Raw genomic sequence first — 12,387 nt, 5'->3', positions numbered from 1 at the left:
CCCGCCCGTGCCCCCTCTGTCACTGCGCCCCCGTTCAGTGAGACCATGCGTGAGCGAGCATGGGAGCACTGTTGCCCCACACGAGGCGGGCGGCCCGGGAAGCGGGCGCCGGAGCCGTTCCGTCCGGATCAGGGTCGGCCGGGGCTCTTGATCAGGGCCTTCTCGGTGACCATGATCATCAAGTCGAGACCCGACCCCGGAAAGGTGAGGTACCCATCATGCGAGTCAAAGCCTTCGACCACCTCGTACTCAATGTGACCGACGTCGACAAGTCCCTCGAGTTCTACACCGGCGCCCTGGGCCTCGCGCCCGAGCGGGTCGAGGAGTGGCGGGCCGGCAAGGTGTCGTTCCCGTCCGTGCGGATAAACGAGAACACCGTCATCGACCTCTTCTCCCGCCCCCGGGGCGAGTCCAACGTCGACCACATCTGCCTGGTCGTGGACCCCCTCGACTGGCAGGAGGTCATCGACTCCGGCACGTTCGACGTCCTGGAGGGCCCCGTCCCCCGCTGGGGCGCACGCGGCTCGGCCCAGTCGGTCTACGTGAAGGACCCCGACGGCAACACGGTCGAACTGCGCTGGTACCCGCAGGACGTCGAGGACTGAGCCCCGGCCCCGGAGACAGGCGGCCCACGCGCCCGCTAACGTACCCGCGAGTAGGAAGTGGGGGCAGTCCCACACGGTGCGAGGGGAGCGGGCCATGGATCGGCAGTGGAGCCTGGAGGAGAGCACGGTCGTCGACGCGCCGCCGGCGGCCGTCTACCGGCTGGTGTCGGACCTCCGGAACATGGGGCGCTGGAGTCCGGAGTGCCGGTCCGTATGGGTGCTTCGGCCTCCGGCGCGGGCCGGAAGCCGGTTCATCGGGTTCAACCGGCGCGGTCCGTTCCTCTGGCCGACCCAGGGACGGGTGACCCGGATGAGTCCGGACAGCGAGTTCGTCTTCGACATCAGCGTCTTCGGGCTGCCGATCGCCCGCTGGGGCTACCGGTTCGAACCGGAGGGCTCGGGCACCCGTCTCACCGAGTTCTGGGAGGACCTGCGGACCGACGGGTACCGGGCCAAGGCCGCCGACCTGTTGGGAACGGTCTTCGCCGGGACCAACCCCGAGCGCCGGATCGCCCTCAACCGGGCCGGCATGCGCACCACCCTCGAACGCATCGCGCGGACCGCGACCGCCGGAACCTGAGGGGCGGCGGCACCACCGGCTCCGGAGGCCCTGTGGACCCGGCCCGGCTCTCCCGGGAGACTGGGCCGCGCCGGCCGGCCGCCGGGCGGCGGTTCAGCGACGACACCTCGGGAGACGACATGCGTACGAAGGCCATCGCCACGCTCGGCGCCGCGAGTCTGACGGCCGGACTGCTCTTCGCCCTGCCGGCAACCCCCGCCGCCGCTTCCACCTACCCCACCAGCTACTTCAACGTCCCCTACGGGCAGACCTACACCACGGGCACCATCACCTGGTACAACCGGGCGGTGGGCATCGAGGGGGAGCAGAAGTCCGTGAGCTCGACCTCCTGCCGGAGGACCCTCGTCGACACGTTCACCGCGAACGGGGTCTACCTCGACACCAGGAGCAGCAGCCCGGTGTGCGGCCAGTCCGCCAAGATCTCGTTCTCCGTCCCCGCGGACGTGGCGGGCGGCGCGGGAAGGGTCAACGTCTACCTCGTCTGGGAGGAGACCCAGGAGGTCCTCGCCGGGCAGAGCGTCGTCAAGTGACCCGGTAGGCCTCGCGCATCGCCGCCGGGGTCCGGTACAGCACGCACCGGCGCAACGGTCCTTCGGGGACGCTCGGGTCCTCGAAGTCGTCCGCCGGATCGCGGGTCATGCCGATCCTGCGCATCACCGCCTGGGAACGGAGGTTGCCGACGGTCGTCGACGCCAGGATCTCCGGCAGTCCGAGGACCTCGAAACCGAAGGCCAGGCAGGCCAGGGCGGCCTCGGTGGCGTAGCCGTGCCCCCACGCCGAACGCGTCAACCGCCACCCGACGTCCACCCCGGTGAAGGGCATCGTCCCGTCCACCACGTCCAGGCCGGCACGGCCGACGAACTCGCCGGTCGCCCGCTTCTCGAGCGCCCACCATCCGAAGCCCCGCTCGTCGAACTCGGCCTGCATGAGGGCCGCGACGGCATCGCTCTGCTCCCGCGTCTGCAGGTCCCCGAGGTACTCCCTGACTTCGGGGTCGGCGTTCATGGCCGCCCACGGTTCGAGGTCGGACTCCCGCCAGCGGCGGAGCAGAAGACGATCGGTTCGCAGTTCCGGCATGTCTCCCAGACAACCCGATCGGAATCAGGGGTGTCGACCGATTATGCGGCGCCCGCTCGCGCGGGCCGACCGTCGCCCGGGCCGTGGCCCGCGTCCCCGGTGCCATGATGATCGTCATCGGCGGGTTCCTGCCGGCGGAACGCCCGATGGTCCGAGGCGGCCGCGGGCCGGCGCCGCGCCGTGACCGTGATGTCCGTCGAAGTCGAAGGGGAGCACGTGGAAGACCCGACACACCAGGAACAGGCGAGCCCCGAGGTGCGCCGGCGCGTCCAGGCGAGTTTCGACCGCCAGGGGCTGATGACCCACCTCGGTGCACGGACAGCGCACATCGGCCCCGGCCGCGTGCACATCGTGCTGCCGGCCCGGCCCGAAGTCACCCAGCAGCACGGCTACTTCCACGCCGGCGGCACCAGCGCCGTCGCGGACAGCGGCGAGCGGAAGCTCGTCGCGGCCGGGCAGCAGACGCTGATCCGCGTGAACGGAGCGGAGCAGTGAGCCCCCGGGCCGGAGCAGACCGGTCGCAGGCCCGCCCGGCGAGTCCCCGCACCGGAGCCGCCCGCCCCGTGAGCCGCCGGCCCTCTGCCTCTTCCGCCCCCTCCTCCCCCACCGCCCCGCCGTCACTGCCGTCCTGGGTGACCTGGTGGCAGAGGCCGTTCCCCGATGCCAACACGCTCCTGCTCCACGGGAGGCAACCGGCCCTGGTCGACTCCGGGTTCGTCGGCCACGCCGAGCAGACCGCCGACTGGGCCCGCGCCCGGGCCGGAACGATCGGCCTGGTCGTGAACACGCACTGGCACTCCGACCACGTCGGCGGCAACGCCCTGCTCCAGGCGGCCGGCGCGGGCATCGCCGCCGGGGCTCCGGAAGCCGAGGCGATCTCCCGCCGGGACCCCGGCTGCTGCTCGGCCGAGTACCTGGACCAGCCCGTCGCCCCGTACACCGTCGACGTGCCGCTCGACGACGGGCAGGTACTTCGCCTCGGCGACACGGACTGGGAGGTCGTCCGCACACCCGGTCACACGCCCGGCCACCTGGCCCTGTGGCAGCCGGAGGAGCGGCTGCTCGTGGTCGGTGACGCGCTGTCGGACTACGACGTCGGCTGGGTCGACCTCGCCCTCGACGGGCCCGACGCGGCCACCACCGCGCTCGCCTCCCTCCAGCGGATGGCCGATCTCGACCCGCGGGTGATCCTCCCCTCCCACGGTCCGATCCCCGCCGACACCGAGGCCGCCTTCGGCGCCGCCCTGCGCCGGGGGCGACGGCTCGTCGACGATCCCGACGGGGCCGTCTGGTACGGCGCCCGCCGGATCTTCGCCTTCGCCCTCATGATCCGCGACGGCATTCCGACCGAGGAGGTCGAGCCGTACCTGCACGCGCGCGCGTGGCTGGCCGACGCCGCGCGCCTCCTGCGTCTCACCCCCGAGGCGCTGGCCGCCGAACTGGTGACGTCCATGCTCGCCGGCGGCATCGTCCTGCGCGACGGGCGGCTGCACGCAGCGGCCGGCCACACCCCCGTGGCGGCCGAGTCGCTGCGTGTGCCCTACCCGCGCGCGTGGCCGGCCGTGGAGCCGCGCTGAGCCGCGCGGACCGTCGGGTCACCAGTCGATGTGCGCGGCGATCCATGCGGCCAGGCCGTCCTCGTCCTCGGCGGGCGGAAGTCCGGGACCGCAGTCGAGGGGCGTGCAGGACAGCTGCAGGTGGGTGAGGTAGCCGTACGGGCCGTTGTCGGCCGCCGGTCCGAGCACCAGGGCGTGCGTGGCGGTGCGCCAGATCCGGTGCGTCAGGGGCGGCCCGGTGACGAGGCTTTCGGCGGACAGGACCGTCCGCTCGGGCGGTGTGCCGAGGTGGTCGGTCACCGCCCGCGCGGCCCGCGCGAGGACGGCCTCGCACGCCTCGACGGTGCTCGGCCTGCTGCCGCTCCAGCCGGGCTGCTCCTGCCAGCGGTCCACGAGGCCGTACAGCCACGAGGCGTTGGCCATGTCCTCGTCGTGCGGGTCGACGGGGTACACCTCCCCGAAGACCAGGAAGGTCCGGGCCTCGGGGCATCCGAACGGGCTGACCACATCCGTACAGAGCACGTGGCCGTGCGCGGTGCGGAAGGACTCGCAGACGAGCGCGTCCTCCCAGTGCCAGCCCCGGAGTCGTACTTCCGCTTCGACGGCGTCGACGTCGTCCGGGACGGGCGGCACGGCCGGCAACGCCACGAGCTCGGCGACGGCCTCGGTCGTCAACGGCCGGTGGGCGAGGGCGTGAACGGGAACGGACATGTGGATCACAGTAGAACGGCTCCGCGATCACGCCAGCCACCGGGGGTCGGCCCGGTGGTCACTACCGCCGTCCCGTGCCGGAGCGTTCCTTCCGCTGGGCGGTGAGGATCTGGCCGAGGGCCAGCACGCTGAGGGCGAACATCAGGACTCCCAGGGGGACATGGAGGGCCGGCTTGTGCGCGATCCCCAGCACCACCTGTGTCGAGGAGAGGACGAGGAAGCCGGTCGAGTAGACGATGGGGCGGGGCGAGCCACCGCCCGGCTTCCAGGCCAGGATCGCGGCCAGCACGTACAGCATGGTCGCGCCGTACGTCACGCGCGCGCCGACGCTGTGCAGCACCTCGGTGTGGGGCGAGGCCAGCAGCAGGCCGGCGGTGGTCGCCTGGAAGAAGAGGGTGAGGGTCTGCAGGGCGATCGAGACCTGCAGGAAGGTGCGGCTGCCGGCGCCCCGAACTGCCGTGGTCCGTGTGGTGGTGGCCATGACGTGATCCTTTTCTTCTGCCTCGCGGCAGTGGCTCGATAGTGTCTCGTCTGTCCGACGACGCAGGCCCGTGAAATGTGAGGCGGGGGCCGACTTTCCCTTCCGGAGGGGTGCTTCGTCGAGCGGACGCAGGGCCGAGAGCGTCATCGCACGAGACGAACCAGGGAGCAGTCGCGATCATGAGCACCCCCACCATCGAGCCGGGGCACGACCTGTCCGAGCCGGACCTGAGCGTGGTCGTCGGTGAGCGGCGTCGGCTGATCAACCTCGGCTACCGGCTGCTGGGTTCGCTGTCCGAGGCCGAGGACGCCGTGCAGGAGACGTACGCCCGCTGGTACGCGATGTCGCCCCGGCAGCGGGGGGCCGTCGACTCGCCCGGGGCCTGGCTGACGACGGTGGCCGGCCGGGTCTGCCTGGACATGCTCGGCTCGGCGCGGGTCCGGCGCGAGCGCTACGTCGGACCGTGGATACCCGAACCGCTGCCCGACCGCGCGGAGTGGGCCGTTGTGCACACGGACGGCGACCGGTCCGAGACCGTCGACCCGGCCGACCGGGTCACCCTGGACGAGTCGGTGAACATGGCGTTCCTGGTCGTGCTGGAGTCGATGACGCCGGCCGAACGCGTGGCGTTCATCCTGCACGACGTCTTCCGGTACCCCTTCGCCGAGGTCGCCGAGATCGTCGGCCGGTCCCCCGCGGCCTGCCGGCAGCTGGCGTCCTCGGCCCGTCGCCGCATCGGCTCCTCCCGGGCTCCGGCCGCGCCGGTGGCCGGACAGGCCGCTCTGGTACGGGACTTCAAGGAGGCGTGGGAGGCCAAGGACATCAAGGCCCTGGTCGACCTGCTCGACCCCGAGGCCACGATGACGGCCGACGGCGGCGGCCTGGTCGGCACCGTGCTCCGTCCGGTCGAGGGCAGCAGGCTCATCGCCCAGTACCTCATCCACATCGCCGACAAGGCCCCCGGGCTCACGCTCCTGGAGCGGACGGTCAACGGTCGGCCCGGCCTCGTGGCGCAGGACGCCGGTGTCACCGCGACCGTGGCGGCGTTCGACCTCGCCGACGGCCGCATCACCCGCATCTGGGCGGTCCGCAACCCGGAGAAGCTCCGCCCGTGGACGGAGGACGGAGCGAGCTGACCCGTCAGGCGGGAGGCGAGAGCTGCTCGCGCACCCACGCGGGATCGGGGTTGGTGAACGGCCGGCCCGCCACGACGACCGTCGGCACGGTCTCGTTGCCGTCGTTCGCCGCCCGCACGACCGCCGCTCCGTCCGGGTCGCGCCAGATGTTCACCCAGTGCGCCTGGCGGGCGCGGCGGCCCAGCCGGATGCGCAGCCGTATGCAGAACTTGCATCCCGGCCGCCAGTAGACGATCGGCCGGCCGTCGACCGTGCTGCGGCGCTGCGCCTCCACCGCGCCGGTCGGCCTCGGGAAGATCAGCGGCGAGTTCACCCCAGCGAGCAGCAGGAACACCAGGAGGAGCACTGCGCCTTGGCCGGGGCTGCCCCTGGTGATCAGCCCGATCGCGACGAGCGAGCCGCTGATGACCATCAATGTCGGCAGGATCCAGGCGCGTATCACGAGAGCACAGCCTACCGAGGAGCCACCGAGGAGAACGTGCCGTACGCGGACCGCCGCGGATCACCGCCGGTCAACACCTTCACGGTGGGTTTCCGCGCCGGCTTTCAGCAGGGCCGCGACCCTGTCGAAGCCGCGCCGTTCCGCGTGCCGCAGGGGCGTGACGCCGTCCACGTCCGCGAGGTTCGGGGCGGCGCCGGCGGCGAGGAGGACCCGGGCGGCCTCCACGTGGTTGCCGAGCGAGGCGAACAGCAGCGGGGAGCGCAGTTCCTCGTCACGGGCCTCCACCCCGGCGCCCGCTTCCAGCGGTGGCCCGAACCGCGTCGGCGTCGCCTCGGCGGGCGGCTGCGAGGAGTCGGCTGTTGCGGTCCTCCATGCACCCGGTGGAGGACACGGGGGCAGCCGATCGGTCGATTCGGAACGGGCTCGTCCGGATAGCCTGGGCTCGGGGGAACGGTCGGCGACGAGGAACGGACGGTGCGGATGGACAGGCGGTCGCCGATCGACACGGAGGCGGCCGATCCGGACGCCGGCTGGCTCGCGACCGTGATGCACGTGGCGTTCTTCGTCCTGCTGTGCTCCTCGCTCACCCGGTACCTGATCGTCCACCCCGGCGCCCCGGCCACCCCCTGGGTGATCGCCCTCGCCATCGTGCTGGCACTGCTTTACGTGCTCGGTCCGGTCCTCGGCCCCCGCGAGGCCGACGGGCGCGGCGGCAGGGCCGACGGGCGCCGCACCACCCCCACCACGGCGCACGGACTGTGGCTGGCGGCCGTCATCGGGGCCTGGCTCACCCTCGTGGCCCTGGCGCCGAGCTTCGGCTGGTGCGCGGTGCCGCTCTTCTACACGGGCCTGCGCTCCCTGCGTACCCGGTCCGCGATCATCCTCGTCGTCCTGCTCACCGTGTTCGTCGTGGGCGCGCAGGTGAAGCTGCGGCTGCGCTTCGGCTTCGACCCGAACCTGATGTTCGCGCCGCCCGCCGTCGCCGCCGTCGCCACCGCCGTCTTCATCTACTCCCAGCGTCAGGCCGACCGGCTGCGGACCGTCATCATCGACCTCGTCCGCACCCGCCGGGAGCTGGCCGCGACCGAGCGCCGCGAGGGCGCCCTCGCCGAACGGCAACGCCTGTCCATGGAGATCCACGACACCCTCGCGCAGGGCCTGTCCAGCCAGCAGATGCTGCTCCAGGCCGCCGACCGGCTCTGGGACACCGACCCGGCCGCCGCCCGCCGCCACATCCGTACCGCCGGGTCCATCGCCGAACGGAACCTCGCCGAGGCCCGCCGCTTCGTCCACGACCTCGCGCCCGCCGACCTCGCCGGGGGCGGCGGCCTCGACGACGCGCTGCGCACCCTCGCCGGGCGGGAGTCCTCCGACACCCTCCGGGTCCGCTTCCACCAGGACGGCACGCCCTCCACCGCCCTCCCCGACCGCGTACAGGCGGCGCTGCTGCGGATCGCCCAGGGCGCACTGGCCAACATCCGCGAGCACGCCGACGCCGGCACCGCGACCCTGACCCTCAGCCACCTGGACGACCAGGTCGTCCTGGACATCGCCGACGACGGCCGCGGCTTCGACCCGGTCGAGAAGCCGGGCGGCGTACGCGGTCACGGGCTGCCCGCCATGCGCGCGCGTGTCCGACAGCTCGGCGGCACCCTCACCATCGAGTCGACGCCCGGCGAGGGGACGGTCCTGACGGCCGTCATCCCCCTGTCGCCACCGCCGTGACACCGGCGGACCCGTCCTTGCGGGGCTCCGAGGGTCCTTGCGGGGCGGGCCGGCGCCCACCGCCCCGTTCGGGCCGCACCCGTTCCGGTGGAATGGCCGAACTGTGCGTAGACCAGATAGGTGCCTGAGGCATGTAGTGGAGACGGCACCACCGTCCCTGCCACCGATTCGCACCCAGCGAGGCCCCCGTGACGAAAGCCGTGACGAAAACCGTGGCGTTCCCCCAGGACCGAACCTGCCCCTACCACCCGCCCGCCGCCTACCCCCGGACCGAGGAGGAGCGCCCGCTGTCACGGGTCACCCTGTGGGACGGGAGGCCGGTGTGGTTCGTCACCGGCCATGCGACCGCCCGCGCGCTCCTCGCGGACCAGCGCCTGTCCACCGACTCCACCCGTGACGGCTTTCCGATGCCGACGGAACGGGCCATGGCCGTGCGCAGTCGCCGGCGCGCGGCGCTGCTCGGCTGGGACGACCCCGAGCACAACGCCCAGCGCCGGCTGCTGATCCCCAGCTTCACCCTCAAGCGTGCCGAGACCCTGCGGCCCCGCATCCAGGAGACCGTGGACCGGCTCCTCGACGCGGTGGAGGCGCAGGGACCGCCGGCCGAGCTGGTGAGCGCGTTCGCGCTGCCGGTGCCCTCGATCGTCATCTGTGACCTGCTCGGGGTTCCGTACGAGGACCACGACTTCTTCGAGGAGCAGTCGCGACGGCTGCTGCGCGGCCCGACGGCCGCGGACACCGAGGACGCGCTCGCGCAGCTGGAGGGCTACCTCGGCGACCTGATCGACCGCAAGCGGCTGAAGCCCGGCGACGGCGTCCTCGACGACCTGGTGGCACGCGGGTCCGGGGACGGCGGTCCCGAACGCGAGGAGCTGGTGCAGCTCGCCACGATCCTGCTCGTGGCCGGGCACGAGACCACGGCGAACATGATCTCCCTGGGTACGTACACCCTGCTGCGTCACCCGGAGCGGCTGGCCGAGCTGCGGGCGGATCCCGGGCTCGTGCCCACCGCCGTCGAGGAGCTGCTGCGGTTCCTGTCGATCGCCGACGGGCTGCTCCGCGTCGCACGCGAGGACATCGATGTCGCCGGGACGGTGATCCGTGCGGGCGAGGGCGTGGTCTTCTCGACCTCGGTCATCAACCGGGACGCGGCCGCCTACAGCGATCCGGACACCCTCGACTGGGCCCGGTCCGCCCGCCACCACGTGGCGTTCGGTTTCGGCATCCACCAGTGCCTCGGGCAGAACCTCGCCCGCGCGGAGCTGGAGATCGCGCTCGGGACGCTCCTGCGCCGGCTGCCGGGACTTCGGCTGGCCGTGCCCGCCGAGGAGATCCCGTTCAAACCGGGCGACACGATCCAGGGGATGCTCGAACTCCCCGTCACTTGGTGAAAGGAGCGGTACGGATGCGGATCTCGATCGACGGGAACGTCTGCATCGGCGCGGGGCAGTGCGCGCTGACCTCCCCGGACGTCTTCACCCAGGACGACGACGGCTTCGGAACGGTCGTCCCGGGCCGGGAGGACGGCGCCGGAACGCTCGTCCGCGAGGCGGCCCGCGCCTGCCCCGTACAGGCGATCACCCTCCACGACCCCGCCGACGAGGCACGCACATGACGGCGGTCCGCGGCTGACGAGGAGTCGGCACCGCCGTGCCCACGGTGCCGGCTCCTGCGCACGGACAGCCGAACTGCGCCGCCTCCTCGGCGAGGCGGGAGAGCAATCGACTCAAGCGTGCGCGTGTTCCCCGCCCATTCATTGAGCTCCCTATGGGAGGCATTGGTTTCTTCATTGGAAACCTATGGGTCGCCGACCTAGTGTCGAGGACGTCGCCGCATTGGCGATCTCGCCGCGGAACGTCACTCGGACCAGAGTGTCAGTGTGCGCATTCCCGTCTCCGGGCCCCGACCGGGTCCGCCACCCCCTGGAGCTCCCCCATGTCGAAGATCCTTTTCGTGATGACCGGTGCCGACCACTGGACGCTGGCCGACGGCACCAAGCACCCGACCGGTTTCTGGGCCGAGGAGGCCGTCGCGCCGTACGAGGCGTTCAAGGCCGCCGGGCACGAGGTCGTCGTCGCCACGCCGGGCGGTGTCGTCCCGACCGTCGACGCGGGCAGCCTCGCGCCCGAGGCCAACGGCGGCCAGGAGGGCGCCGACAAGGTCGCCGCGACGCTCGCGTCCATCGGCGAGATCAAGGACCCGATCAAGCTGGAGGACGTCCGTCTGGCCGATTACGACGCCGTCTTCTACCCCGGTGGCCACGGCCCCATGGAGGACCTCGCCGTGAACGCGACCTCCGGCAGGCTGCTGGTCGACGCCCTGGACTCGGGCAAGCCGCTGGGCGTCGTCTGCCACGGCCCGGCCGCGCTCCTCGCCGCCACGAACGCCGACGGTGCGAACGCCTTCGCCGGCCGCAAGGTCGCCGCCTTCACCAACGCCGAGGAGACCCAGGCCGGTCTCGCCGACCGGGCGAAGTGGCTCCTCGAGACCCGGCTCGTCGAGGCCGGCGTGGACGTCCAGGTCGGCGAGCCGTGGACGCCGCACGTCGTCGTCGACGGCAACCTGGTCACCGGCCAGAACCCGTCCTCCTCCGCCCCGCTCGCCGCGGAGCTGCTCAGGAAGCTGGCCTGACCGCCTCCGTGCGGACCGGGTCGACGAGGTCCTCGCGCCGCCCCGCCCCGGAGTTCGCCGGGGCGGGGCCTTCCGGGCCTGGACAGGGCCGTCTCACGTCACTAACCTCCTCCCCACCTACTCACTTAGTTGACTAGCTGCGGAGATGTGTATGAAGTCCTTCCGTCAGGCCGTCGAGGCGAACGACCACGCGGCCATCGAGGCGCTGCTCGCCGAGGACGTCGTCTTCACCAGCCCCGTGGCCTTCAAGCCCTACCCCGGCAAGGCGATCACCGCGGCCATCCTGCGCGGGGTCTCCCGGGTCCTCACCGACTTCCGCTACGTCCGGGAGATCATCGGCGAGGACGGCCGCGACCACGCCCTCGTCTTCGAGGCCCGGGTCGGCGAGCGCGCGATCACCGGCTGCGACTTCCTCCACCTGAACGAGCAGGGCCTCATCGACGACTTCATGGTCATGGTCCGGCCGCTCTCCGCCGCGCAGGCCCTGTCCGAGGCGATGGGGGCGCAGTTCGATCGCATCGCGGCCGAGGCCTCCGGCACGGCGCCGGCGGACGGGGCGTGAGCAGCGAGCACGACGGGACGCCGGCCTGAGCTCGTCCCCGCCCTCCGGCAGGCGGGCCACGAACCCTGGATACTGGCGCGATGCCGCAGACCCCGCCCGCCCTGGAGCCCGAGCCCATATCGGCCGACCCGCCGCACCGCACGAACCGCACCCTGCTCACCCAGTCCTGGCTCGACCTGGCGTTCCTGCACTGGCCCGTCGACCCGGCCGAGGTGGCCCCGCTCCTTCCGGCCGGGACCGTGCCCGACACCCTCGACGGGGTCACCTATGTCGGCCTCGTCGCCTTCCGGATGCACCGCGTCGGCTGGTTCCGGCTTCCCGGGCTCCCCTACCTCGGGAGCTTCCCCGAGACCAACGTGCGCCTGTACTCCGTGGACGGGCACGGGCGTCGCGGTGTCGTGTTCCGCTCGCTCGACGCGTCCCGCCTCCTTCCCGTGACCGTGGGGCGGTGGGCGTTCCGCATCCCCTACGTGTGGTCGAAGATGACCGTCCGGACCGACGGCCCCACCGTCACGTACACCAGCAGGCGGCGGTGGCCGGGGCCGCGCGGGGCACACAGCGCGATCAGCGTGGACATCGGCGAGCGGGTCGAGGAGCCCACCGCGCTCGAACACTTCCTGACCGCCCGCTGGGGCATGCACAGCTCCTTCCGCGGGCGTCCCCTCTATCTCCCGAACACCCACCCCCGCTGGCCGCTGCACCGCGCCCGCCTCGTCAGCTGCGACGAGTCCCTCCTCACCGCGGCCGGCCTCCGCGGCCCCCTCGGGGAGCCCGTGAGCGTGCTGTACTCACCGGGCGTTCCGGTCCGCTTCAGCGGACCGCCACGACTCCCCCGGACCGTGTCCGTCCCGCGCCCGCGGGCGGGCGGCGACTGAAGAACC

At 72.4% G+C, this 12,387-nt stretch carries 17 protein-coding genes; 12 read left to right on the top strand and 5 right to left on the bottom strand.

Annotated features, from left to right (window positions below; genetic code table 11):
* Positions 1 to 218 precede the first annotated feature (218 nt).
* From SVTN_RS38495 to SVTN_RS38485, 3 genes are all read left to right on the top strand, one after another.
* Positions 219 to 605 (top strand): VOC family protein, encoded by a 387-nt coding sequence (locus tag SVTN_RS38495; protein ID WP_041133206.1) that lies wholly within the window; start codon positions 219 to 221, stop codon positions 603 to 605.
* Positions 606 to 699: 94 nt separating this feature from the next.
* Positions 700 to 1,185, top strand: coding sequence for an SRPBCC family protein (locus SVTN_RS38490; protein WP_041133205.1), 486 nt, complete (start codon positions 700 to 702; stop codon positions 1,183 to 1,185).
* A gap of 119 nt (positions 1,186 to 1,304) precedes the next feature.
* A complete protein-coding gene (locus SVTN_RS38485) occupies positions 1,305 to 1,715 on the top strand; it encodes a hypothetical protein (protein ID WP_063782367.1) in 411 nt (136 codons plus the stop codon).
* Here the strand turns inward: SVTN_RS38485 and SVTN_RS38480 are convergent.
* Entirely contained in the window at positions 1,708 to 2,262 is a 555-nt protein-coding gene (locus tag SVTN_RS38480) for a GNAT family N-acetyltransferase (RefSeq protein WP_041133204.1), read from the bottom strand. The genes SVTN_RS38485 and SVTN_RS38480 overlap by 8 nt on opposite strands.
* A 216-nt stretch (positions 2,263 to 2,478) precedes the next feature.
* Between SVTN_RS38480 and SVTN_RS38475 the strand changes: the two genes are divergently transcribed.
* Both SVTN_RS38475 and SVTN_RS38470 read left to right on the top strand, forming a co-directional pair.
* Positions 2,479 to 2,757: a PaaI family thioesterase gene (locus tag SVTN_RS38475; protein WP_041134728.1), complete on the top strand. Its 279-nt coding sequence runs from the start codon at positions 2,479 to 2,481 to the stop codon at positions 2,755 to 2,757.
* Between the two features lie 137 nt (positions 2,758 to 2,894).
* A complete protein-coding gene (locus SVTN_RS38470; protein ID WP_245727814.1) occupies positions 2,895 to 3,839 on the top strand; it encodes an MBL fold metallo-hydrolase in 945 nt (314 codons plus the stop codon).
* An 18-nt stretch (positions 3,840 to 3,857) separates the two neighbouring features.
* On the opposite strand, the gene SVTN_RS45970 is transcribed toward SVTN_RS38470, so the two are convergent.
* Both SVTN_RS45970 and SVTN_RS38460 read right to left on the bottom strand, forming a co-directional pair.
* On the bottom strand, positions 3,858 to 4,529 hold the full coding sequence (locus SVTN_RS45970) for a hypothetical protein (RefSeq protein WP_245727813.1): 672 nt from the start codon (positions 4,527 to 4,529) through the stop codon (positions 3,858 to 3,860).
* 61 nt (positions 4,530 to 4,590) lie between these two features.
* Positions 4,591 to 5,010 (bottom strand): hypothetical protein, encoded by a 420-nt coding sequence (locus SVTN_RS38460; RefSeq protein ID WP_041133203.1) that lies wholly within the window; start codon positions 5,008 to 5,010, stop codon positions 4,591 to 4,593.
* Between the two features lie 179 nt (positions 5,011 to 5,189).
* Between SVTN_RS38460 and sigJ the strand changes: the two genes are divergently transcribed.
* Positions 5,190 to 6,146 (top strand): RNA polymerase sigma factor SigJ, encoded by a 957-nt coding sequence (gene sigJ, locus SVTN_RS38455; RefSeq protein WP_041133202.1) that lies wholly within the window; start codon positions 5,190 to 5,192, stop codon positions 6,144 to 6,146.
* A gap of 4 nt (positions 6,147 to 6,150) precedes the next feature.
* On the opposite strand, the gene SVTN_RS38450 is transcribed toward sigJ, so the two are convergent.
* The gene (locus SVTN_RS38450; protein ID WP_041133201.1) at positions 6,151 to 6,588 is read right to left on the bottom strand and encodes a glutaredoxin domain-containing protein; all 438 of its coding nucleotides are present in this window, start codon (positions 6,586 to 6,588) and stop codon (positions 6,151 to 6,153) included.
* Positions 6,589 to 6,648: 60 nt separating this feature from the next.
* Positions 6,649 to 6,873 carry an ankyrin repeat domain-containing protein gene (locus tag SVTN_RS38445; RefSeq protein WP_041133200.1) on the bottom strand — a complete coding sequence of 75 codons (225 nt, stop codon included), beginning with the start codon at positions 6,871 to 6,873 and terminating at the stop codon, positions 6,649 to 6,651.
* Between the two features lie 195 nt (positions 6,874 to 7,068).
* Between SVTN_RS38445 and SVTN_RS38440 the strand changes: the two genes are divergently transcribed.
* The 6 genes from SVTN_RS38440 to SVTN_RS38415 all read left to right on the top strand — a co-directional run bounded on the left by SVTN_RS38440 (position 7,069) and on the right by SVTN_RS38415 (position 12,381).
* Positions 7,069 to 8,313: a sensor histidine kinase gene (locus SVTN_RS38440; RefSeq protein WP_041133199.1), complete on the top strand. Its 1,245-nt coding sequence runs from the start codon at positions 7,069 to 7,071 to the stop codon at positions 8,311 to 8,313.
* 188 nt (positions 8,314 to 8,501) lie between these two features.
* Positions 8,502 to 9,704 carry a cytochrome P450 gene (locus SVTN_RS38435; protein ID WP_041133198.1) on the top strand — a complete coding sequence of 401 codons (1,203 nt, stop codon included), beginning with the start codon at positions 8,502 to 8,504 and terminating at the stop codon, positions 9,702 to 9,704.
* Positions 9,705 to 9,718: 14 nt separating this feature from the next.
* Complete coding sequence (locus SVTN_RS38430; RefSeq protein ID WP_041133197.1) at positions 9,719 to 9,928, top strand: ferredoxin; 210 nt, start codon at positions 9,719 to 9,721, stop codon at positions 9,926 to 9,928.
* Between the two features lie 320 nt (positions 9,929 to 10,248).
* A complete protein-coding gene (locus tag SVTN_RS38425) occupies positions 10,249 to 10,944 on the top strand; it encodes a type 1 glutamine amidotransferase domain-containing protein (protein ID WP_041133196.1) in 696 nt (231 codons plus the stop codon).
* Positions 10,945 to 11,095: 151 nt separating this feature from the next.
* Positions 11,096 to 11,506, top strand: a complete 411-nt coding sequence (locus SVTN_RS38420; RefSeq protein ID WP_041133195.1) for a nuclear transport factor 2 family protein — start codon at positions 11,096 to 11,098, stop codon at positions 11,504 to 11,506.
* Positions 11,507 to 11,586: 80 nt separating this feature from the next.
* Positions 11,587 to 12,381 (top strand): YqjF family protein, encoded by a 795-nt coding sequence (locus tag SVTN_RS38415; protein ID WP_041133194.1) that lies wholly within the window; start codon positions 11,587 to 11,589, stop codon positions 12,379 to 12,381.
* Positions 12,382 to 12,387 lie beyond the last annotated feature (6 nt).

This window comes from Streptomyces vietnamensis (assembly GCF_000830005.1).
GTDB classification, from domain to species: Bacteria; Actinomycetota; Actinomycetes; order Streptomycetales; family Streptomycetaceae; genus Streptomyces; species Streptomyces vietnamensis.
This window is presented reverse-complemented; position numbering and strand designations above follow the sequence as displayed.

Excerpts from the sequence above, each read along its gene's own strand:
- SVTN_RS38430 (WP_041133197.1), top strand. The coding sequence starts at position 9,719 with ATGCGGATCTCGATCGACGGGAACGTCTGCATCGGCGCGGGGCAGTGC.
- SVTN_RS38460 (WP_041133203.1), bottom strand. The coding sequence starts at position 5,010 with ATGGCCACCACCACACGGACCACGGCAGTTCGGGGCGCCGGCAGCCGC.
- SVTN_RS45970 (WP_245727813.1), bottom strand. The coding sequence starts at position 4,529 with ATGTCCGTTCCCGTTCACGCCCTCGCCCACCGGCCGTTGACGACCGAG.
- SVTN_RS38495 (WP_041133206.1), top strand. The coding sequence starts at position 219 with ATGCGAGTCAAAGCCTTCGACCACCTCGTACTCAATGTGACCGACGTC.
- SVTN_RS38440 (WP_041133199.1), top strand. The coding sequence starts at position 7,069 with ATGGACAGGCGGTCGCCGATCGACACGGAGGCGGCCGATCCGGACGCC.
- SVTN_RS38485 (WP_063782367.1), top strand. The coding sequence starts at position 1,305 with ATGCGTACGAAGGCCATCGCCACGCTCGGCGCCGCGAGTCTGACGGCC.
- SVTN_RS38425 (WP_041133196.1), top strand. The coding sequence starts at position 10,249 with ATGTCGAAGATCCTTTTCGTGATGACCGGTGCCGACCACTGGACGCTG.
- SVTN_RS38420 (WP_041133195.1), top strand. The coding sequence starts at position 11,096 with ATGAAGTCCTTCCGTCAGGCCGTCGAGGCGAACGACCACGCGGCCATC.
- SVTN_RS38480 (WP_041133204.1), bottom strand. The coding sequence starts at position 2,262 with ATGCCGGAACTGCGAACCGATCGTCTTCTGCTCCGCCGCTGGCGGGAG.
- sigJ (WP_041133202.1), top strand. The coding sequence starts at position 5,190 with ATGAGCACCCCCACCATCGAGCCGGGGCACGACCTGTCCGAGCCGGAC.
- SVTN_RS38490 (WP_041133205.1), top strand. The coding sequence starts at position 700 with ATGGATCGGCAGTGGAGCCTGGAGGAGAGCACGGTCGTCGACGCGCCG.
- SVTN_RS38415 (WP_041133194.1), top strand. The coding sequence starts at position 11,587 with ATGCCGCAGACCCCGCCCGCCCTGGAGCCCGAGCCCATATCGGCCGAC.